This window comes from Pseudomonas sp. FG86 (genome assembly GCF_057808775.1).
The window spans coordinates 111,677-132,313 of sequence record NZ_JBMDIS010000006.1; the positions used below are offsets into that span (position 1 = coordinate 111,677).

General features: G+C 61.6%; 16 protein-coding genes. 9 read left to right on the top strand and 7 right to left on the bottom strand.

Going from position 1 to position 20,637, the window contains the following annotated elements:
• Positions 1–7 precede the first annotated feature (7 nt).
• Positions 8–1,321: a putative porin gene (locus ACODSV_RS06120; RefSeq protein ID WP_489045090.1), complete on the top strand. Its 1,314-nt coding sequence runs from the start codon at positions 8–10 to the stop codon at positions 1,319–1,321.
• A 120-nt stretch (positions 1,322–1,441) separates the two neighbouring features.
• Here ACODSV_RS06120 and ACODSV_RS06125 read toward each other — a convergent pair whose 3' ends face one another.
• The 5 genes from ACODSV_RS06125 to aceK all read right to left on the bottom strand — a co-directional run bounded on the left by ACODSV_RS06125 (position 1,442) and on the right by aceK (position 9,590).
• On the bottom strand, positions 1,442–1,678 hold the full coding sequence (locus tag ACODSV_RS06125; protein WP_150054405.1) for an anti-sigma factor family protein: 237 nt from the start codon (positions 1,676–1,678) through the stop codon (positions 1,442–1,444).
• Complete coding sequence (locus ACODSV_RS06130) at positions 1,672–2,286, bottom strand: RNA polymerase sigma factor (RefSeq protein WP_024076814.1); 615 nt, start codon at positions 2,284–2,286, stop codon at positions 1,672–1,674. The genes ACODSV_RS06125 and ACODSV_RS06130 overlap by 7 nt, the downstream gene beginning before the upstream one ends.
• Positions 2,287–2,413: 127 nt before the next feature.
• On the bottom strand, positions 2,414–3,535 hold the full coding sequence (locus tag ACODSV_RS06135; RefSeq protein WP_150054406.1) for a beta-ketoacyl-ACP synthase III: 1,122 nt from the start codon (positions 3,533–3,535) through the stop codon (positions 2,414–2,416).
• A 351-nt stretch (positions 3,536–3,886) separates the two neighbouring features.
• Positions 3,887–7,798, bottom strand: a complete 3,912-nt coding sequence (gene hrpA / locus ACODSV_RS06140; protein WP_150056364.1) for an ATP-dependent RNA helicase HrpA — start codon at positions 7,796–7,798, stop codon at positions 3,887–3,889.
• A 70-nt stretch (positions 7,799–7,868) separates the two neighbouring features.
• Positions 7,869–9,590 (bottom strand): bifunctional isocitrate dehydrogenase kinase/phosphatase, encoded by a 1,722-nt coding sequence (gene aceK / locus ACODSV_RS06145; RefSeq protein ID WP_150056363.1) that lies wholly within the window; start codon positions 9,588–9,590, stop codon positions 7,869–7,871.
• A gap of 417 nt (positions 9,591–10,007) precedes the next feature.
• On the opposite strand from aceK, the gene ACODSV_RS06150 reads away from it, so the two are divergent.
• On the top strand, positions 10,008–11,618 hold the full coding sequence (locus ACODSV_RS06150; RefSeq protein ID WP_489078226.1) for a methyl-accepting chemotaxis protein: 1,611 nt from the start codon (positions 10,008–10,010) through the stop codon (positions 11,616–11,618).
• Between the two features lie 52 nt (positions 11,619–11,670).
• Positions 11,671–12,555, top strand: a complete 885-nt coding sequence (locus ACODSV_RS06155) for a DMT family transporter (RefSeq protein WP_024076819.1) — start codon at positions 11,671–11,673, stop codon at positions 12,553–12,555.
• Positions 12,556–12,587: 32 nt separating this feature from the next.
• Here ACODSV_RS06155 and ACODSV_RS06160 read toward each other — a convergent pair whose 3' ends face one another.
• The gene (locus ACODSV_RS06160; protein WP_024076820.1) at positions 12,588–13,448 is read right to left on the bottom strand and encodes a DMT family transporter; all 861 of its coding nucleotides are present in this window, start codon (positions 13,446–13,448) and stop codon (positions 12,588–12,590) included.
• Positions 13,449–13,867: 419 nt separating this feature from the next.
• On the opposite strand from ACODSV_RS06160, the gene ACODSV_RS06165 reads away from it, so the two are divergent.
• Both ACODSV_RS06165 and ACODSV_RS06170 read left to right on the top strand, forming a co-directional pair.
• Positions 13,868–14,659, top strand: coding sequence for a CPBP family intramembrane glutamic endopeptidase (locus ACODSV_RS06165; protein ID WP_069076784.1), 792 nt, complete (start codon positions 13,868–13,870; stop codon positions 14,657–14,659).
• 103 nt (positions 14,660–14,762) lie between these two features.
• Entirely contained in the window at positions 14,763–16,328 is a 1,566-nt protein-coding gene (locus tag ACODSV_RS06170) for a methyl-accepting chemotaxis protein (protein ID WP_150095322.1), read from the top strand.
• A 93-nt stretch (positions 16,329–16,421) separates the two neighbouring features.
• Here ACODSV_RS06170 and ACODSV_RS06175 read toward each other — a convergent pair whose 3' ends face one another.
• Positions 16,422–17,114, bottom strand: a complete 693-nt coding sequence (locus ACODSV_RS06175) for an alpha/beta family hydrolase (protein WP_150056576.1) — start codon at positions 17,112–17,114, stop codon at positions 16,422–16,424.
• A 79-nt stretch (positions 17,115–17,193) separates the two neighbouring features.
• Here ACODSV_RS06175 and ccoN point away from each other — a divergent pair, with 79 nt between their 5' ends.
• From ccoN to ccoP, 4 genes are read left to right on the top strand one after another with little or no spacing between them, the layout of a single operon-like run.
• Positions 17,194–18,618, top strand: coding sequence for a cytochrome-c oxidase, cbb3-type subunit I (gene ccoN, locus ACODSV_RS06180; RefSeq protein ID WP_024076824.1), 1,425 nt, complete (start codon positions 17,194–17,196; stop codon positions 18,616–18,618).
• A gap of 10 nt (positions 18,619–18,628) precedes the next feature.
• Positions 18,629–19,237, top strand: coding sequence for a cytochrome-c oxidase, cbb3-type subunit II (gene ccoO, locus ACODSV_RS06185; protein ID WP_017735321.1), 609 nt, complete (start codon positions 18,629–18,631; stop codon positions 19,235–19,237).
• A 3-nt stretch (positions 19,238–19,240) separates the two neighbouring features.
• On the top strand, positions 19,241–19,441 hold the full coding sequence (locus ACODSV_RS06190) for a cbb3-type cytochrome oxidase subunit 3 (protein WP_024076825.1): 201 nt from the start codon (positions 19,241–19,243) through the stop codon (positions 19,439–19,441).
• Positions 19,438–20,385 carry a cytochrome-c oxidase, cbb3-type subunit III gene (gene ccoP, locus ACODSV_RS06195; RefSeq protein ID WP_024076826.1) on the top strand — a complete coding sequence of 316 codons (948 nt, stop codon included), beginning with the start codon at positions 19,438–19,440 and terminating at the stop codon, positions 20,383–20,385. The genes ACODSV_RS06190 and ccoP overlap by 4 nt, the downstream gene beginning before the upstream one ends.
• Positions 20,386–20,637 lie beyond the last annotated feature (252 nt).

Below are 20,637 nucleotides of genomic sequence, written 5' to 3' on the forward strand. Positions count from 1 at the left end.
GATTGATATGCGTCTTGCTTCCACTAAAACTGCGGCGGTCCTGTGCGGTGGCCTGTTACTGGCCCTGAGCGTTCCTGCCAGCGCCGCAGTCGACGCTAAATTGCTCGACATGCTCAAGGCCAACGGCCAGATCACCGCAGCGCAGTACACCGAACTGCAAGCTGAACTGGCCAAGGATCAGAAAGAAAAGCAGATCGCTCAGCAAGCTCAACAAGAGACCAACGAACAGATCGCGGCCACCGCGAAAAAAACCAACGACCTCAGCGTCTTCGATCAGAAGCTGGCATGGGCCGCGAAGACGCAGTTCAAGGGTGACGTACGTTTCCGCCAGGAGACCGTGAAGATCCAGGGCGAATCCAACAACGGTGGCCGTGACAAGGACCGTCAGCGCATTCGTGCCCGCTTGGGCGCCTACACCGAGATCAACTCCCAGGTCGACACCGGCATCCGTATCGCCACGGGCAGCAGCGACGACGCGCGGTCCACCAACCAGGACCAGGATAACTACTTCGACAAGAAGTCGATCTGGCTGGACCTTGGCTACATCGACTACCACCCCGAGCAGATCAAGAACCTGCACGTGATCGGCGGCAAAATGCTCCAGCCTTGGGTGAACATGGGCGACGTGATCTGGGATAGCGATATCAACCCGGAAGGCCTGGCATTGACCTACAAATACCCACTGGGTAGCAGCGCCGAGCTGTTCGGCAGCATCGGTAACTACAACCTCAAGGACAACGTCGACGGCGACGGCGTGCAATTTCGCCACGACCTGCGCCTGACTTCCGGCCAGTTGGGCACACGCTTCTCGGTGACCGACAACCTGAAAATGACCCTGGGCGGCAGCATCTACGCCTACCAGAACGACGAAAACAGTGCCTGTACCACCACCAGCACACCTTGCGCACTGGCGGTCAACGGCAACTCGCCAAACGAACAATTCCGCCTGTACGAAGGGTTTGCCCAGGCAGACATCGGCGGCCTGGCCGTGCCACTGGCGTTCTACGGCCAGTACGTGAAGAACAACGACGCCTCCAACGACCAGGACACTGCCTGGTTGCTGGGTGCCAAGTCCAAGGTGTTCGTGGACTACAACTACCGCGATACGCAACGTAACGCTGTTGTAGGCGCCTTCACCGATTCGGACTTCGGCAACGGCACCACCGGTTCGCGCGGCCACAAGATGAAGGTCAGCTACGACATCGACAAAAACTTCGCCGTCGGCGCCACGTACTTCCTGACCAAGGCTGACTACGCCAGCCGCACTCAGCGCGACGCCAACACCAACACCCTGCAGTTGGATGCTGAAGCCAAGTTCTGAATACCCGTGTGACAAGCCTTGGGCCAGGACGGCCCGAGGTGGCTGTAACAGCCTTGCGTGGGTGAATCGGTCCCCATCATCCGTTCGACTCACCCACGCGAGCCTGCTTTTGCTTCCCCGCTACTCCTGATCCTTGAGCCGCTCGGCAGCCAGCCGCTGTGCCAAGGCATCCGCATCCTCGACCGGCGGCTGCGGCAAGATCCGCAACGTCGCCTGCATCAGGCGCATCTGGCGGATAAACCGCCGACAGTTCGGGCAAAACATCAAGTGATGACGCACCAACAGGCGCTCGCGAAAGGTCAATTGCCCATCGAGATAGTCACTGGAACGTGCCACTTGCTCTTTACAGGTCAACATTCGCCCGTTTCCTCAAAATGCTCCACCGTGGCGAAGACTTTAAGCCGCGCTCGATGCAGCAGCACACGAACGTTGGAGAGCGACAGCGTCAGAAGATTACAGATCTCTTCCAGTTCCAGGCCCTGGCGTTCGCGCAACACCAACACGCTGCCTTGCAACTCAGACAAACTCAGCAACGTATGCTCCAGGCACTTGCGCAGCTCTTCCTCGGTCAGCAGGGCTTCCGGCGTGTCCTGGTGCCAGGCATAGGGGGCGACGGCCCAGTGGCCATCGTCGGGCGAGAAACGCTCATCACCGATCGTCCCATGGGGCGAGGGCAAATCGTCGAGCAATACTTCCCGGCGATTCTGTTTGTAACGGCTCTTGGCGGCGTTGGCAGTGATGGTCAGCAGCCAGGTCTTGAGACTGGAGCGTCCTTCGAACTTGGGCAGGTTGCGCACGACCGCCAGCCAGGCGTCCTGCACGATTTCATCGGCATGGCGCTGACCGACGATGGCATAGGCCACCGCGCGCATGGCGCTCTGGTATTGGGTGACCAATTCCTTGTAGGCCCGCTGCTCGCCCTTGAGCAAGCGTTCAAGCAGGTGCGCATCGTCCGCTGCCGCCATCGTCTACCTCGATTCCACCGTGGAAAACCCGATTCCTGTGTGAGCTGGCTTGCCTGCGATGCTGGCACCGCAGTGATGCAATCGCAGGCAAGCCAGCTCCCACATTGGATCGTGACCGACCGGTAGATCAGCGTTTGCGCAGGATCACGCTACCAATGGAGTACCCGGCGCCGAACGAGCTGAGCACCGCCACGGCGCCCTTGGGCAAGTCGTCCTGGTAGGTGTGGAACGCAATCACCGAACCTGCCGAACTGGTATTGGCGTAAGTGTCGAGGATCACCGGTGCTTCTTCCACCGTGGCTTCGCGGCCCAGCAGTTTCTTCACGATCAGGTGGTTCATGCTCAGGTTGGCCTGGTGCAGCCAGAAGCGCTTCACATCGGCCACATTCAGCTGGTTCTCTTCCAGGTGCACACCGATCAGCTCGGCGACCATCGGGCAGACATCGCGGAAGACTTTGCGGCCTTCCTGCACGAACAGCTTGTCGGGGGCCCCGATGCCCTCTTCCGCCGCACGGTTGAGGAAGCCGAAGTTGTTGCGGATGTTATTGGAGAACTTGGTCAACAGCTTGGTGCTCACCACGTCGAACTGGTGCTCGGAAGTTGCCAGGTCGGCGCGCTCCAGGATCACGGCCGTGGCGGCGTCACCGAAGATGAAATGGCTGTCGCGGTCACGGAAGTTCAAGTGGCCGGTGCAAACTTCGGGGTTGACCATCAGGATCGCCCGGGCCTGGCCCAGCTGGATGCTGTTGGCGGCATTCTGGATGCCGAAGGTGGCCGAGGAACACGCCACGTTCATATCGAAACCAAACCCCTCGATGCCCAGGGCTTCCTGGACTTCAATGGCGATGGCGGGGTACGCACGCTGCAGGTTGGAACAGGCAACGATCACGCCGTCGATATCGGCGGCGGTCTTGCCGGCGCGCTGCAGGGCTTGCTCGGCGGCACCAATAGCCATCTGGCACAGTACCGACCATTCATCGTTGCTGCGCTCGGGCAGGCGCGGGGCCATGCGTTGCGGGTCGAGAATGCCGTCCTTGTCCATGACAAAGCGGCTTTTGATACCGGAGGCCTTCTCGATAAAGGCTGCGCTGGACTCGGTCAGCGCCTGCACCTCGCCGCGCTCGATGGCAGCGGCGTTGTCGCTGTTGAACTGCTGCACGTAGGTATTGAAAGACTGCACCAGCTCTTCGTTGGAGATGCTGTTGGCCGGGGTGTACAAGCCAGTGCCGCTGATGACGACGTTATGCACGGTCGTTCCTCTAAATCTGTCAGGCAGAAGATATTGGTACCGTCGTACCAAACTGTAAGTAGTCCGATTCCCCACCGCGGGCACCAAACTGGCAACGCTTTATTCCATCGCGCCGCGGCTGCGCACCAGCCCATCACGACGATCCCGGCATTTATAACCGCGAAGTTTGCCACAAACCCAGGGATTTGGCGCCATATGCCACTGTTCAAAGCGCACCGATTTCTAATGTGGGAGGGGGCTTGCCCCCGATAGCGGTGTATCAGTCACAGAATCTTTGCCTGACACACCGCTATCGGGGGCAAGCCCCCTCCCACATTTGGACCTGCCCAGTCCTGGAGGCAGGGAGAGGCTTCAGGGTTCTACCTGGCTCCACTGCTTGCTCAGGCGCTTGTCGGAAATCGGTACCTTGGTGCCCAACTGCTGGGCAAACAACGACACGCGATACTCCTCCAACCACCAGCGATAGAGTTCCAACTGAGGGTCGCGCTTGCCTTCCTGGGCATGTTTGTTCAGGCGGTTCTGGTACTGCGCCCAAAGGCCGCCCAGCTCGGTGCTCCACACCCGGTCCTTTTGCACCTGGCTCGGCAGCTTCTCCAGGCGCAGCTCGATGGCCTTGAGGAAACGCGGCAGCTCCTTGAACCATTGCGCCGGGGTTTCCCGCACAAAACCGGGATAGACCAGGTTGCTCAACTGTTGCTTGATATCGTTCAAGGCCACCGCCTGGGCCAGGTCGATCTTGCCTTTGAAGCGCTTTTGCAGGCCGTGCCAGAGCTTCAGCACCTCCAGGGTCAAGCGCGCCAGGCGTTCGGCGTGCTCGGTCCAACTGCCACGCTTACGTTCGGCCAAGGCCGCCAGGCCGGCACCGTCGCGCGGCAGGCTGGCTTCGCCGTCCAGCACGCAACTGTCGAGGCTGGCCAGCAGGATGTCTTCCACCAAGGCATCGATACGCCCCAGTTCGCGGTACATCAGGCCCAATTCGGTCAGGCCGGGCAACTTGCCGCGCAGGAATTTCGCCGGTTCAGCCAGTTGCTGCATCAGCAAGCGTTGCAACGCGCGGCGGTGCTGGAATTCAGCCTCCGCGGCCGTTGAGAAACGCCCCTCCTTGACCGTGCCGCCCTCCTCCACCAGCGCCGGGTACACCGTCATCGACAGCCCGGCGATCTTCTGCTGGGTCTTCTCGGCCACCGCCGCGAACGCCTTGGCTTGCACCGGTTGCTGGCTTTTCGCGGTCTGCGGCACGGCCAATGCGGCCTGGCTGGCTTCGGCAAAGCGCGCGGTCAGCTCGGCCAGGTCGCGGCCTTCGCCGAGGAACTTGCCCTGGCCGTCGACCACTTCCAGGTTCATCCTCAAGTGGCTGTCGACTTGCTGCGCGGCCTCGGCCCAGGCTTCATCACTGACCCGCGCGCCGGTCATGCGCAGCAGTTCGCGGCCCAATGCCTGGGGCAGCGAGCCCTGGCCAAATTCGATGCGTTGCAGCGCGGCCTTGACGAAATCCGGCACCGGCACGAAGTTCTTGCGCAGTGCCTTGGGCAGGTTACGCACCAGCGCGATGCACTTGGCTTCGATCACCCCCGGCACCAGCCATTCGAGGCGCTCCAGCGGCAAGGCCGGCAGCAGCGGCGCCGGTACCCGCAGGGTCACGCCGTCGCGCGGATGGTTGGGCTCGAAGTGGTAACTCAGGGCCAGTTCCAGGTCGCCCAGGTGCAGGGTGTCGGGGTAATGTGCGGCAGTGACTTCGCTGGCTTCGCGGGCCAGCACGTCTTCTTCGCGCATGATCAGCAATTGCGGGTCTTTCTGGCTGTTGACCTTGTACCAGCTGTCGAAGGTGGCGGTCTGGTGGATCTCCGCCGGCAAGCGCGCATCGTAGAAGGCGTAGAGGGTTTCTTCGTCCGCCAGGATGTCGCGACGGCGCGCCTTGGCTTCCAGTTCATCGAGCTGCTCCAGCAGTTGCTGGTTGGCCGCCAGGCACTTGGCGCGGGACTGAATCTCGCCGCGCACCAGGCCCTCGCGGATAAACAGCTCGCGAGACACCACCGGGTCGATGGGCCCGTAATGCACCGGCCGCCGACCGACCACAATCAGCCCGAACAAGGTGATCTGCTCGAACGCCACGACTTGGCCGCGCTTCTTCTCCCAATGGGGCTCGAAGTGGTTTTTCTTGATCAGGTGCCCGGCCAATGGCTCGATCCAGTCGGCATCGATCTTGGCCACCATGCGCGCATACAACTTGGTGGTTTCCACCAGTTCGGCGGTCATCAACCATTGCGGGCGCTTCTTGCCGATGCCCGACGACGGATGAATCCAGAAGCGCCGCTGACGCGCGCCGAGGTAATCGCCGTCTTCGGTCTTCTGGCCGATCTGGCTGAGCAGGCCAGACAGCACCGCCTTGTGCAGTTTCGGGAAGTCCGCCGGTTCCTTATTGACCGTCAACTGCATGTCGCGACAGATCAAGCTCAACTGACGATGGGAGTCTCGCCACTCGCGCAGGCGCAAATAGTTGAGGAAGTTCTTGCGGCACCAGTTGCGCAGCGGGCTGGCGGTCAGTTCCTGGCGTTGTTCTTCAAAGCCGCGCCAGAGGTTGACCAACCCGGCGAAGTCCGAATCCGGGTCCTTCCATTGTGCGTGGGCCTGGTCGGCGGCCTGCTGGCGCTCCGGTGGGCGCTCGCGTGGGTCCTGGATCGACATGGCGCTGGCCACGATGAGTACTTCCTGCAAGCTGCCGAGCTTGGCGGCTTCCAGCAGCATGCGGCCCATGCGCGGGTCCACCGGCAGGCGCGCCAATTGGCGCCCCAGCGGCGTCAGCTGACTGTTGCGGTCGACGGCCGAGAGCTCCTGCAACAGGTTGAAACCGTCGCTGATCGCCTTGCCATCCGGCGGCTCGATAAACGGGAAGTCGGTGATTTCACCCAGGCGCAGGTGCAGCATCTGCAGGATCACGGCAGCCAGGTTGGTGCGCAGGATTTCCGGGTCGGTAAATTCCGGGCGCCCGATAAAGTCTTCTTCGCTGTACAAGCGAATGCAGATCCCCGGTTCAACCCGCCCGCAACGGCCTTTACGCTGGTTGGCGCTGGCTTGGGAAATCGCCTCGATCGGCAGGCGCTGCACCTTGGCGCGATAGCTGTAGCGGCTGATGCGTGCGGTGCCGCTGTCGATCACATAGCGGATGCCCGGCACGGTCAGCGAGGTTTCGGCGACGTTGGTCGCCAGCACCACACGTCGTCCGGGATGGGACTGGAAGATACGCTGCTGTTCGGCCGGCGACAGGCGCGCGTACAGCGGCAGAATTTCAGTGTGCTTGAGCTGCGCCTTGCGCAGCATGTCGGCGGCGTCACGAATCTCGCGCTCGCCGGGCAAAAACACCAGCACATCGCCGGGGCTGCGCCGCTCGCTGCGCTCATAGGCGGCGATTTCATCGAGGGTGGCGAGGATGGCCTGGTCGACGGTCAAGTCATCTTCGACACGATTGCCCTCTTCGTCCTGTTCCAGGGTCAGTGGACGGTACCAGGTGTCCACCGGAAAGGTGCGGCCCGAAACCTCGACAATCGGCGCATCGTCGAAGTGCTTGGAGAAACGCTCCAGGTCGATGGTTGCCGAGGTGATGATCACCTTCAGGTCCGGACGACGCGGCAGCAGGGTCTTCAGGTAGCCGAGCAGGAAGTCGATGTTCAGGCTGCGTTCGTGGGCTTCGTCGACGATGATCGTGTCGTAGCGTTCGAGGTAGCGATCGTTCTGGGTTTCGGCCAGCAGGATGCCATCGGTCATCAGCTTGATCAGGGTGTTGGAGTCGCTTTGGTCTTCAAAGCGCACCTGATAGCCGACCAGCGCGCCCAGCGGCGTGGCCAACTCGTCGGCGACGCGACTGGCGACGCTGCGCGCGGCAATCCGGCGCGGCTGGGTATGACCGATCAGGCCGTGTTGGCCGCGGCCGATTTCCAGGCAGATTTTCGGCAGTTGGGTGGTTTTACCCGAGCCAGTTTCGCCCGCAATGATCAGCACCTGATGCTTGAGCAATGCTTCCTTGATCTCATCGCGCTTGGCGGCAATCGGCAGGCTGTCGTCGTAGCGAATCACCGGCAGGCTGGCACGCCGCGCCGTGACCTGGGCACAGGACGCCTGCATGCGCGTGACCCACTGCGCCAGCTTCTCCTCATCGGGCTTCTTGCGCAGCTCGAGCAACTGCCGCCGCAAGCGGTGGCGGTCGGCGAGCATGGCGTGGTCGAGGTTTTTCAGCAGTTGGTCGATAGCAGGCGCTTGGTCAGTCATCAGGTGCGTTTGGGTCGTCTATTTATGCAGGGGGCGGATTGTCGCAGAAAACCGCCGCCGCGCGCGCCCCTCATTCGTTATCGCGGTCCTTGCGCCGGTAAGGGAACACATCGATGACCTTGCCGGCCCGAATCGCGTCTTGCAAGCTTTTCCAGTAGTCGGCGTTATACAGCTCGCCGTGCAGTTCATTGAACAGCTTGCGCTGGCCAGCGTCGGCAAACAGGAACGGCGGGAATTCTTCGGGGAACACATCCAGCGGGCCGATGGAGTACCAGGGCTCGGAGGCCATTTCATCCTCGGGGGTGCGGGGTGCGGGGATGTGGCGGAAATTGGCCTCGGTCAGGAAGCAGATTTCGTCATAGTCGTAGAACACCACACGGCCGTGGCGGGTGACGCCGAAGTTCTTCAGCAACATGTCACCGGGAAAGATATTCGCCGCCGCCAATTGCTTGATGGCCAGGCCGTAGTCTTCCAGGGCTTCGCGCACTTGAGCGTCGTTGGCGTTGTCGAGGTAGAGGTTGAGGGGGGTCATGCGCCGTTCGGTCCAGCAGTGGCGGATCAGCACGGTGTCGCCCTCCACTTCGACGGTGCCGGCGGCCACATCGAGCAATTCGGCCAGGCACTCGGGCTCGAACTTGCTCAAGGGGAAGCGAAAGTCGGCGAACTCCTGGGTATCGGCCATGCGCCCGACGCGGTCGACGCTTTTGACCAGGCGGTATTTCTCGATCACCGTGGCGCGGTTGACGTTTTTCGACGGCGAGAAGCGGTCCTTGATGATCTTGAACACGGTGTTGAAGCCCGGCAGCGTGAACACGCTCATGACCATGCCGCGCACGCCGGGGGCCATGATGAACTGGTCATCGGTGGTCGCCAGGTGGTTGATCAGCGCGCGGTAGAACTCCGACTTGCCGTGCTTGTAGAACCCGATGGAGGTGTACAGCTCGGCGATGTGCTTGCCCGGCAGGATGCGCTTGAGAAAGCCGATGAATTCCGCCGGTACCGGCACGTCGACCATGAAGTAAGAACGGGTGAACGAGAAGATGATCGACACATCGGCTTCATCGGTGATCAGCGCGTCGATCTGGATGCCGCGCCCTTCGCGGTGCAGCAGCGGGATGACCAGGGGCCACTGTTCTTCATGGGTGTAGATGCGTCCTACGAGGTAGGCGCCCTTGTTGCGGTAGAGCACCGAGGAAAACAGCTCGACCTTGAGCTCCGGGTCCTTGCAGACCCAATCCGGCAGGTTCTCGCGCAGTTGTGCTTCGAGGCGACGCAGGTCGGCCGGCAAATCGGCATAGGGTTCGCTGAAGCGGTAGTCGGCGAAGATCTGCGCGAGCATATCGGTGATTTTGCCGGCCGGCGTGTAGATGCGGGTCTGCGCCGCTCGCGCCCGACGCAGGCTCGGCCGGGTCGTGTGGATGAACATGCAGCCGTCGCTGATCAGGTCATGGCTGAACAGGCCGCAGAAAATCGAGTTGTACCAAGTCTCGGACAGCTCATCGTCAAAGCGCAGGTCAATCAGGCCTATATAGGCGCTTTTCACCAGCGGCCAAACGTCGATATCCAGCAGCGTGGCCTCGTCGAAGGCAGCCTGCAGGCGCTCGGTCACTTCACTGACCTTCTCTTCATACAGGTTGATACGCGCCGCCGAGGCTGCCTGCCCCAGTTGCCACTGGGCTTTTTCGAAACGTTCGCGGGCGCCGTCGGTGATCTGGCGAAAGTGCTCGCGGTAATCGTCGAAGCCTTCAAGGATCATCCGCGCAATAGCGAGGGCGGGCGTGGATTGCGACATGCGGGAAACCTCGAACGGGCATCTGGAAGCCCTGAGCTTAGCCAGTGAAGAGTGACAGGAGAAGGATGATTTTTTCCGACGGGTTGTACAACTTCGCGAAGATCGTACATTTATTTTCAGTTTTTTTAATTCGACCATACGGTCAATAAACACCCCCTAAAGTCGCGTTTCGCACGTTAAACGTTTCATCTGAAAGCCTGTAACCACGTGGCCTGGCCGCCGCAGCCCAGGCAAACCCGCACGGCGACTGGTTTTCAGCATGTGTAAGCATTTCGATACAGCCTAAGGGAAACCCTGATTACCGCAGTGATGGCACTTTGATATATACCGCGCCCTCTCCCACCCTAACAAGGTCAGAAGACCGATCCGGGAACTGGTTTTAATCGCCCGAGGAGCACTGAGATGTCATTGAGGAACATGAGGATCGGGCTGCGCGCCAGTCTGAGTTTTGGGGTGTTGGCCAGCCTGCTGGTGATTGTCGGCCTGTTTGGCCTGGGTCAGATGGCCAAGCTGCGTGAAAGCGCCCTGGTGATCGAGGGGTCGTGGATGCCGAGCATCGAGAATATCCATGACAGCGCGGCCTACGTGGCCAGCATCCGTCTGGAAGCGTTGCGCCTGGTAACCACCGACGAGTCGCGCGTGCGTGACAACAGCAAAGGCCTGATCAGCCGCCAGCGTACGGAATTGCAAACCCTGCTGGACCATCACGAAACCCTGCTCAGCAGCGACCAGGAGCGCGAACTGCTCAAGCAGGTCAAAGCCAACGTAAACACTTACCTCACCATCGTCGGGCAGATGATCGCCCTGGTGGATAAGGACCAGCAGCAGGACGCTATCGACCTGCTCAACAACCGCCTGGCGCCACAGGGTGGAATCCTCACCAAGAGCCTGGAGGACATGATCACCTTCAACCAGAACGGCGTGGAAGCCGCAACCGATGCAGCGGCACAGGTGTATACGCGCGCGCAGTGGATTGTCGGCCTGATCATCAGCGTTGCGCTGGTCGCCACCTTGCTGCTGGCCTGGCTGTTGACCCGCAGCATCACCGCGCCACTGGGCCAGGCCCTGAGCGTTGCGCGCACGATTGCCGCCGGAGACTTGAGCCAGCCCGTCGTGGTGCAGGGCCATGACGAACCGGCACAACTGCTGACAGCACTGGCAACCATGCAGGCGCAACTGCAAACCACCATCCGTGGCATCAGCGAATCGGCGCAGCAACTGGCATCGGCGGCTGAAGAAATGAGTTCGGTGATGGAACAGAGCACACGTGGCCTGCAAGCGCAGAACGACGAGATCGAACAGGCCGCGACCGCCGTGACCGAGATGAGCGCGGCGGTGGATGAAGTGGCGGGCAATGCGGTATCCAGCGCCGAAGCGTCCCAGGCGTCCGACGAAGACAGCAAGCACGGCCACTACCAGATCAGCGAAACCATCAGCTCGATCCAGAACCTGGTGGACGAAGTGCTCGGCGCTTCGAACAAAGCCGAGGGCCTGGCGATGCAGGCCCAGGACATCAGCAAGGTGCTGGAAGTGATCCGCGGCATTGCCGGGCAAACCAACCTGCTGGCGCTCAACGCCGCCATTGAAGCCGCCCGCGCGGGTGAGGCCGGGCGTGGCTTTGCGGTGGTCGCCGATGAAGTGCGCTCACTGGCCCAGCGTACCCAGGATTCCACCGAAGAAATCGAGCAGATGATCGCCGGCATTCAGCAAGGCACCCAGGACACCGTCAGTGCCTTGAACAGCAGCGCCGAGCACGCCGGCCAAACCTTGCAACGGGCCAACAACGCCGGCAACGCCCTGGAAAAAATCACCGCCGCCATCTCGCAGATCAGCCAGCGCAACCTGGTGATCGCCAGCGCCGCCGAGCAACAAGCGTTGGTGGCCCGCGAAGTGGACCGCAGCCTGGTGAATATCCGGGACCTGTCGACCCAGACCGCCGCTGGCGCCACCCAGACCTCGGCCGCCAGCCAGGAACTGTCGCGCCTGGCGGTGGACCTGAATGGGCTGGTGACGCGGTTTGTTCTGTAATCAATAGAAAGGTCATGTAACACTCGCCGGCTTATTGAGGTAGGAGCGTTACGTGAGACCTGTCGACACCTTGTACCTGCTGGGGCTCGCCGCCATCTGGGGCGCGAGTTTCCTGTTCATGCGCATCATCGCGCCAGAGATTGGCACGGTGCCGACCGCGTTTTTCCGCGTGTCGATTGCCGCCGCAGGGTTGTTGGTGATCCTGGCGATGATGCGCGTGCGCTGGGACTTCCAGGGCAAGTTCAAGACCGTCCTGCTGCTGGGGGTGATCAACTCCGGGATTCCCGCGACGATGTATTCGGTGGCCGCCCAGGTGCTGCCAGCGGGTTACTCGGCGATCTTCAATGCCACCACGCCGTTGATGGGGGTGTTGATCGGCGGGCTGTTCTTCAGCGAGCGGCTGACCCCGTCGAAAATCGCCGGGGTGTGCCTGGGGCTTTTCGGTGTAGGCGTGCTGACCCGCGCGGGCCCGGTGGCGTTTGACCTGGAATTATTGATGGGCGCGCTGGCCTGTTTGCTGGCGACTACGTGTTATGGCTTTGCCGGGTTCCTGGCGCGCCGCTGGCTGGACCAGCGGGGAGGATTGGACAGTCGTCTTTCAGCCCTGGGCAGCATGCTCGGCGCCACGTTGTTCCTGCTGCCGTTGTTTATCTACAGCGCCATCAGCCATCCGCCCGCGAGTTGGGGTGGGTGGCAGGTGTGGTTGTCGCTGCTGGGCCTGGGGCTGGTGTGTACGGCATTTGCCTATGTGTTGTACTTCCGCTTGCTCACTGCGATTGGCCCCGTGAGATCGATGACTACCACTTTCCTGATCCCGCCGTTCGGCGTGCTGTGGGGCGCGTTGCTGCTCGACGAGCCGTTATCAATGGCGCATCTGTATGGCGGGGTGTTGATTGCGGGGGCGTTGTGGTTGGTGTTGCGGCCACGCAGGTCGTAGGCGCCGGCGAACCGGCACCTACGGGGTAGACATCAGCCTTTACGGAACACAAACACCAACCCAACGATGATCAACCCCATCCCCAGCAGGCTCAACAACGCCAGCCGATTACCGAAGATCAGGTAATCCATCACCGCCGTCACCGCCGGCACCAGGTAGAACAGGCTGGTGACGTTGACCAGGTTGCCCCGCGCGATCAGGCGGTACAGCAGCAACGTCGCCAGCACCGACACCACCAGCCCCATCCACAATACCGGCAGGTAAAAGCCGGCATTCTGTTCGAAGTGGAACGGCTGGAACGGCACGAATACCGCGCACAACAGCAGCCCGGCCAGGTACTGCAGCGGCAGCGTGCCCAAAGGGTTGTCGGTAATGCGTTTTTGCATGATTGAGCCGAAGGTCATGCTCGCCAGGGCCAGCAGGCCGAAGAGCATCCCGGCCAGGGACATCCCCGCCAGCCCGATACCCTGGTACACCACCATGATCAACCCCGCCAACCCGAGGCCAAGGCCGAACAGGCGGCGCCCGGAACGCTGGCGCTCCGTCAGCGCCACGGTCAGGATCGGCTGCACGCCCATGAGGGTCGCCATCACGCCGGGGGTGACGTTGAGGTCCAGGGCCAGCAGATAGAAAATCTGGTAGGCCCCCAACAACACCAGGCCGGTCGCCGCTGCATACCACAGCGGTTTGCCGGGGCGCGGCAGTTGCAGCTTGAGCATCGGTACGAGGATCACCAGACCGAGCAGGGCGATGGCAAAACGGATCAATAAGAAGGCGAAGGGCGACGCATGGGCCAGGCCCAGCTTGGAGAAGATCGCCCCGCTGCTCCACAGCAGGACAAACAGGCTCGTCGAGGCCGCCGCGGCCACGGATTGTTTCGAAAGAACAGACATGGTTACCACCTGTAATCAGGCAAAAAAAGCCGACTCAGCAAAGGCTGAAGTTCTGGAGTTTTTTCAGGCGTGCAGACGGGGACAGCGAGTCGCTGATCAGCCCGAAATGCCAACACCCGGCGGTGATACGACTGCGTACACCGGCGCGCGACTGACAGGTGGGGGGTAGTGACTGATCTGCGCAGGCTGCTTGTTCCCGCACGGTACGACCACAGCGTTGACCGCTGAATCGACTACCGCTATGCGCTGGAGAGCTGGCATGGGCTGATCTTGTGTGGAGGGATGAAGAAGGCCTGACTATAACCAGCCGTTGATACGTTTTGCAATCACTTCACCAACGCCCTTGCGTGGCACAGTTTTCATGTGGCCCACAGGGGACGATCGCTATAATGCCGTCCAGTTTTTTCCAAGGACTCCCCATGCTCGCATTGCCCTGGCTGTACCTGGCGCTTCTTTCCATCGGCTATGTGCTGGCCTTGGCCTACGGGCAACTGGGCGTGCTGGCGCTGGTGTCCGTCGCCCTGCTGCTGATTGCCGGTTATGCCGTGCGCCAGCAGCGCACGCCTTGGGCACGCTACATCGGCCATGGTTTGTTCATTGTGCTGGCCCTGAGCCTGGCGATGCACTGGCTACCGGGCTTCTACAACGGGCGCGCCATCGAGCCGCAACGCTTTACCCCCGACGCGGTGCCCTTTTCGATGTACCTGAACCAGGACAAACCGCTGATCGGCTTCTGGCTGTTACTGGCCTGCCCGTGGGTGGTGGCGCGACGCTCCTTGCGCCTGTCGATCTGCGTCACGGCCCTGGCCTTGGCCCTGACCGCGATTGCCGCCCTCGGCGGCGCAGCCTTGTTGGGCGTCATCAGTTGGGCGCCGAAATGGCCGGTGCAGGCGTGGTTGTGGGTATTGAATAACCTGTTGTTGGTGACCTTGGTGGAAGAGGCGTTGTTTCGCGGCTACATTCAGGGCGGCCTGCAACAGCGCTTCAAGCACCTGCCCTACGGCGAGAACCTGGCACTGCTGCTGGCCTCGCTGCTGTTCGGGCTGGTGCACCTTGGCGCGGGCTGGCAATGGGTGTTGCTGGCAAGCATTGCCGGTGTGGGTTACGGCCTGGCTTATCGCTTTGGTGGGCTGGGTGCGGCGATTGCCACGCACTTTGGGCTGAACCTGCTTCACTTCGGGTTGTTTACTTATCCGATGCTGGCTGGCTGATGTCTACCGGAGGCAAGGCGTTCCTGCGGATTGTTGCAAAAATAAGTTAAATAAGCGCCCGCTCCTGCCGATACCCCTTGAAAGCCTTGCGGATTGAACAATCATGCGTAATAACCAACCCGTTACCCAGCGCGAACGTACCTTCCCCGCTCAGCAACGGTTGATCTCCACCACAGATGCCAAGGGCGTGATCACCTACTGCAACGACGCTTTCGTCGAAATCAGTGGGTTCTCCCGCGATGAACTGGTGCGTGCCCCGCACAATCTGGTTCGTCACCCGGACGTTCCGGCGGCCGTATTCGGGCACATGTGGTCAACGCTCAAACAAGGCTTGCCATGGATGGGCATCGTCAAGAATCGCTGCAAGACCGGTGATCACTACTGGGTTAACGCCTATGTGACACCGGTTTTCGACGGCAACCAGGTGGTCGGCTACGAGTCGGTGCGCATCAAGCCCACCGCCGAGCAGATCCGCCGGGCCGAAGCGCTCTATCAACGCATCAACCAGGGCAAGTCTGCCGTTCCCCAGCGGGACAAATGGCTGCCGGTGTTGCAGGACTGGCTGCCGTTTATCCTGATCAGCCAGTTGAGCTTCATGATCGGTGCGTCGCTGAATTCCCACTGGGGCTTTGCCCTGGCGGCGGGGCTGTCGGTGCCCTTGGGCCTGCTGGGCCTGAGTTGGCAACAGCGTGGCCTCAAGCGCCTGCTGCGCCTGGCCGAGCAGACCACCTCAGACCCGCTGATCGCACAGATGTACACCGACAGCCGTGGCGCCCAGGCGCGACTGGAAATGTCGATCCTCAGCCAGGAAGCCCGCCTGAAAACCTGCCTCACGCGTCTGCAGGACACGGCTGAACACCTCAACGACCAGGCGGCGCAGTCCAACACCCTGGCGCATAACAGCTCCAGCGGCCTGGAACGCCAGCGCGTGGAAACCGAACAGGTGGCCACCGCGGTCAACCAGATGGCGGCGACCACCCAGGAAGTTGCCAGCCATGTGCAGCGCACGGCGGATGCGACCCAGGAAGCCAATCGCCTGACCGGTCGTGGCCGCGATATCGCCGGGGAAACCCGCGAGGCCATTCAGCGTCTGTCGCTGGCCGTGGGCGAAACCGGGGTGACCGTTACCCAACTGGCCAAGGACAGCGATGAAATCGGCGGTGTCGTCGATGTGATCAAAGGCATCGCCGATCAAACCAACTTGCTGGCGCTGAACGCGGCAATCGAAGCCGCGCGTGCCGGGGAGATGGGCCGTGGCTTCGCAGTCGTGGCCGATGAAGTCCGTCAACTGGCCCAGCGCACCGCCGAGTCGACCGGGCAGATCCATACCTTGATCGCCAAGCTGCAACAAACTGCCGCTGCCGCCGTGCAAACCATGGACGCCGGGCATCGCCAGGCCGAAGAAGGGGTGGCGCGGGTAATGGAAGCGGATCAGGCGTTGGTCGGCATCAGCGAAGCAGTGGCCAACATCACCGACATGACCACCCAGATTGCGGCAGCCACCGAAGAGCAAAGCTCGGTAGCCGAAGAGATCAGCCGCAACATCAGCACGATTGCGCTGTTGGCGGACCAGACTTCGGAACAGGCGTTGAACTCGGCGCAGTTGAGTGAGGAATTGACGCATACCGCCAATACCCAGTACTCGCTGGTCGAGCGGTTTAACCGCTAGACCGCTATCGGGGGCAAGCCCCCTCCCACATTCGACCGCGTTCCAAGGGGTGTACGCGGTAAATGTAGGAGGGGGCTTGCCCCCGATAGGGCCCTAGAGGGCTCCGAGAAACCGGGCAACCTGCACCGCCGCAGCCTCCAGATGCTGCTCATGACTGAACCCCGAAGCCTTCAACGGCTTCAAGTCATGGTCCCCCGCCACCAGCCACATTACCTCGATGCTCGGCGACAAATCATAGCCTTCTACCGCCACTCGATTACCCAAGGCATCGCGCTCGCCCTGCAAGATCAACGTCGGCGTCTGCAGCCCGGCCAGATGCTCGACCCGGGGCTTCTCCGGCTTGCCCACCGCATAGAACGGATACCCCAGGCATACCAACCCATCGACGCCCAGTTCATCGGCCACCAGACTGGCCATACGCCCGCCCATGGACTTGCCACCGATGGCCAGTGTTCCAGCGACATGGCGTCGCACCTCGGCATGCACCTCACGCCATGCCTGCAACAGTTTGGCGGCCGGGTTCGGCGGGCGTTTGCCGCCCTCTACGCGCCGCTGGGCCATATAGGGAAACTCGAAGCGCAACACGTTCACCCCATGCAGGGCAAGGCGTGCAGCCATGTCGGTCATGAACGTCGAGTCCATCGGTGCGCCGGCGCCGTGGGCCAGAATCAGGGTGACAGGCTCACGCCGATCTCCCTTTGCCGCGGCGTCCCACAACCAGCCGTGTTCCCGCACACACTGCGCCCATTGATCCCCGTCAATACTGGCCTTGTGCTCTTTGCTCATGCTTGCCTCGCTATTCAGTCTGCCTATAACTCCAGCCCAAGTGCCGCATTCGCTTGGGTTGAACCGTGGATGGGGAACCATGAACACTACATTAAGTACCGCCTATAACTACAAGGTGGTCCGCCAATTCGCCATTATGACGGTGGTGTGGGGCATCGTCGGCATGGGGCTCGGGGTTTTTCTCGCCGCCCAATTGGTATGGCCTGCGCTCAACTTCGACTTACCCTGGACCAGCTTCGGCCGCTTGCGCCCGTTGCACACCAACGCGGTGATCTTTGCCTTCGGTGGCTGCGCGTTGTTCGCCAGTTCCTTCTACTCCGTGCAGCGCACCTGCCAGACCCAGCTGTTCGCGCCGAAAATCGCCGCGTTCTGCTTCTGGGGCTGGCAACTGGTGATCCTGCTCGCCGCGATCTCCTTGCCGCTGGGCTACACCAGCTCCAAGGAATACGCTGAGCTGGAATGGCCGATCGACATCCTGATCACCATTGTCTGGGTGGCCTACGCCATTGTGTTCTTCGGCACCGTGGCCAAGCGCAACACCAAGCACATCTACGTCGGCAACTGGTTCTTCGGTGCGTTCATCATCACCGTCGCGATCCTGCATATCGTCAACAACCTGGAAATCCCGGTCAGCCTGACCAAGTCCTACTCGCTGTACGGCGGTGCGACGGATGCCATGGTGCAGTGGTGGTATGGGCATAACGCGGTAGGCTTCTTCCTGACCGCTGGCTTCCTGGGAATGATGTATTACTTCGTACCCAAGCAAGCCGAGCGTCCGGTGTATTCCTATCGCCTGTCGATCGTGCACTTCTGGGCACTGATCACCCTGTACATCTGGGCCGGTCCTCACCACCTGCACTACACCGCACTGCCCGACTGGGCACAGTCGTTGGGCATGGTGATGTCGCTGGTCCTGCTGGCGCCAAGCTGGGGCGGCATGATCAACGGCATGATGACCCTGTCGGGCGCCTGGCATAAGCTGCGCAGCGACCCGATCCTGCGCTTTCTCGTGGTTTCGCTGGCGTTCTACGGCATGTCGACCTTCGAAGGTCCGATGATGGCGATCAAGACGGTCAACGCCCTCTCCCACTACACCGACTGGACCATTGGCCACGTACACGCCGGCGCCCTCGGCTGGGTAGCGATGATCTCCATCGGCGCGCTGTACCACATGATCCCGAAAATCTTCGGTCGCGAGCAGATGTACAGCCTCGGCCTGATCAACGCGCACTTCTGGCTGGCCACCATCGGCACCGTGCTCTACATCGCCTCGATGTGGGTCAACGGCATCGCCCAGGGCCTGATGTGGCGTGCGGTCAACGAAGACGGCACCTTGACCTACTCCTTCGTCGAAACCCTGGTGGCCAGCCACCCAGGCTTCATCGTGCGGTTGGTCGGCGGCGCCATCTTCCTCAGCGGCATGTTCCTGATGGCTTACAACACTTGGCGCACCGTGCGTTCGGCACAACCTGCCGAAGTCGCCGCTGCGGCGCAGATGGCCTGAGGAGTCGATGATGAAACACGAAACGATTGAAAAGAACGTCGGCCTGCTGATGCTGCTCATGGTACTGGCCGTGAGTATCGGCGGCCTGACCCAGATCGTCCCGCTGTTCTTCCAGGACGTCACCAACAAACCGGTGGAAGGCATGAAGCCCTATACCGCGCTGCAACTGGAAGGTCGCGACATCTACATCCGCGAAGGCTGCGTACAGTGCCACTCGCAAATGATCCGCCCATTCCGCGCCGAGACCGAACGCTACGGCCACTACTCGGTCGCCGGTGAAAGTGTGTGGGACCACCCGTTCCTGTGGGGCTCCAAGCGCACCGGGCCGGACCTGGCCCGCGTCGGCGCGCGCTACTCGGACGACTGGCACCGCGCGCATCTGTACAACCCGCGCAACGTCGTGCCCGAGTCGAAAATGCCGGCCTACCCATGGCTGGTGACCGCCGCTGTCGACAGCAGCCACACCGAGACCAAGTTGAAAGTGATGCGCACCCTCGGCGTGCCCTACACCGACGACGACATCAGTGGCGCCGTGGCCAGCCTCAAGGGCAAGACCGAGATGGATGCACTGGTTTCGTACCTGCAAGTGCTCGGCACTGCCATCAAGAGCAAGAGGTGAGCCATGGGATTTGAATTCGATGCGGGCACCATCCGCGGCCTCGGCACGCTGGTCGTCGCTATCGCGTTTATCGGCTTGTCGCTGTGGGTGTTCAACAACCGGCGCAATGAGGAATTCGAGCAGGCGCGCCTGCTGCCGTTTGCCGACGAACCCTCTCCATCCGACGCTCAAGAAGAGCCTGTAACAAGGAGCAACCGGCCATGACTACCTTTTGGAGTACATGGATCTGCGTACTGACCCTCGGCAGCCTGATCGGCCTGACTTGGCTGTTGTTCGGCACCCGCAAGGGCGAGACCAAGGGCAGTGTCGACCAGACCATGGGCCACGCCTTCGACGGCATTGAGGAATACGACAACCCGCTGCCCCAGTGGTGGTTCATGCTGTTCGCCGGCACCTTGGTATTTGCCGTCGGCTACCTGATCCTCTACCCGGGCCTGGGCAACTGGAAAGGCGTGCTGCCAGGCTATGAAGGCGGCTGGACATCGGCCAAGGAGTGGGACAAGGAAATGGCTAAGGCCGACACCAAGTTCGGGCCGATCTTCGCCAAATTCTCGGCCATGCCGGTGGAAGCCGTCGCAAAAGATCCACAAGCGCTGAAAATGGGCGGACGCCTGTTCGCGTCCAACTGCGCGGTGTGCCACGGCTCGGATGCCAAGGGCGCGTTTGGCTTCCCGAACCTGGCGGACAACATCTGGCGCTGGGGCGGTTCGGCCGAAGCAATCAAGACCACCATCATGAACGGTCGCCATGCGGCGATGCCGGCCTGGGGTGACATGCTGGGTGACGAGGGGGTGAAAAACGTCGCTGCCTATGTACGCCATGAACTGGCCAAGCTGCCCCTGCCGGCCGACAGCGCTGCCGACCTGGCCGCCGGCCAAGCCACGTTCAGCACCACCTGTGTTGCCTGCCACGGTCCGCAAGGCCAGGGCATGGAAGCCATGGGCGCGCCCAACCTGACCCTGCCAAGTGGCTATATCTACGGCACCAGCCTGGCGCAGTTGCAGCAAACTATTCGCCACGGCCGCCAAGGCCAGATGCCGGCCCAGGAAGTGCTGCAAGGTAATGACAAGGTGCACCTGCTCGCCGCCTACGTTTACAGCCTGTCCCATAACGCTGATGGCGCCAAGCCAGAAAGCCAAGCTCAATAACCGTTAACTGCCGCCCCGCCCTGGGGCGGCAGCCCTACCCCGTTACGCGACCAAGTGTCGCACCCTTCCAAAGCACAACTTTCCCCTCCTGCCATTCGGGTCTACGCTTGTCCCCACAGTGGATCGGTATTGACCGGTCGACGGCTGACTTGCACTCATTGGGTTGAACATTTCTACAGGGCGACAGGCGCAAAGGCTGGCAGCGACCGGCTGTCGTGCCACTGACCACTCGTCAGCCGGGCAGCGTGTTCA

What these genes read in the sequence shown, in the direction of transcription:
- ccoO (WP_017735321.1), top strand. Translation starts at nt 18,629, where the DNA reads ATGAAACACGAAACGATTGAAAAGAACGTCGGCCTGCTGATGCTGCTC.
- ccoN (WP_024076824.1), top strand. Translation starts at nt 17,194, where the DNA reads ATGAACACTACATTAAGTACCGCCTATAACTACAAGGTGGTCCGCCAA.
- ACODSV_RS06125 (WP_150054405.1), bottom strand. Translation starts at nt 1,678, where the DNA reads ATGTTGACCTGTAAAGAGCAAGTGGCACGTTCCAGTGACTATCTCGAT.
- aceK (WP_150056363.1), bottom strand. Translation starts at nt 9,590, where the DNA reads ATGTCGCAATCCACGCCCGCCCTCGCTATTGCGCGGATGATCCTTGAA.
- ACODSV_RS06160 (WP_024076820.1), bottom strand. Translation starts at nt 13,448, where the DNA reads ATGTCTGTTCTTTCGAAACAATCCGTGGCCGCGGCGGCCTCGACGAGC.
- ACODSV_RS06130 (WP_024076814.1), bottom strand. Translation starts at nt 2,286, where the DNA reads ATGGCGGCAGCGGACGATGCGCACCTGCTTGAACGCTTGCTCAAGGGC.
- ACODSV_RS06150 (WP_489078226.1), top strand. Translation starts at nt 10,008, where the DNA reads ATGAGGATCGGGCTGCGCGCCAGTCTGAGTTTTGGGGTGTTGGCCAGC.
- ACODSV_RS06170 (WP_150095322.1), top strand. Translation starts at nt 14,763, where the DNA reads ATGCGTAATAACCAACCCGTTACCCAGCGCGAACGTACCTTCCCCGCT.
- hrpA (WP_150056364.1), bottom strand. Translation starts at nt 7,798, where the DNA reads ATGACTGACCAAGCGCCTGCTATCGACCAACTGCTGAAAAACCTCGAC.
- ACODSV_RS06120 (WP_489045090.1), top strand. Translation starts at nt 8, where the DNA reads ATGCGTCTTGCTTCCACTAAAACTGCGGCGGTCCTGTGCGGTGGCCTG.
- ACODSV_RS06175 (WP_150056576.1), bottom strand. Translation starts at nt 17,114, where the DNA reads ATGAGCAAAGAGCACAAGGCCAGTATTGACGGGGATCAATGGGCGCAG.
- ACODSV_RS06190 (WP_024076825.1), top strand. Translation starts at nt 19,241, where the DNA reads ATGGGATTTGAATTCGATGCGGGCACCATCCGCGGCCTCGGCACGCTG.
- ccoP (WP_024076826.1), top strand. Translation starts at nt 19,438, where the DNA reads ATGACTACCTTTTGGAGTACATGGATCTGCGTACTGACCCTCGGCAGC.
- ACODSV_RS06165 (WP_069076784.1), top strand. Translation starts at nt 13,868, where the DNA reads ATGCTCGCATTGCCCTGGCTGTACCTGGCGCTTCTTTCCATCGGCTAT.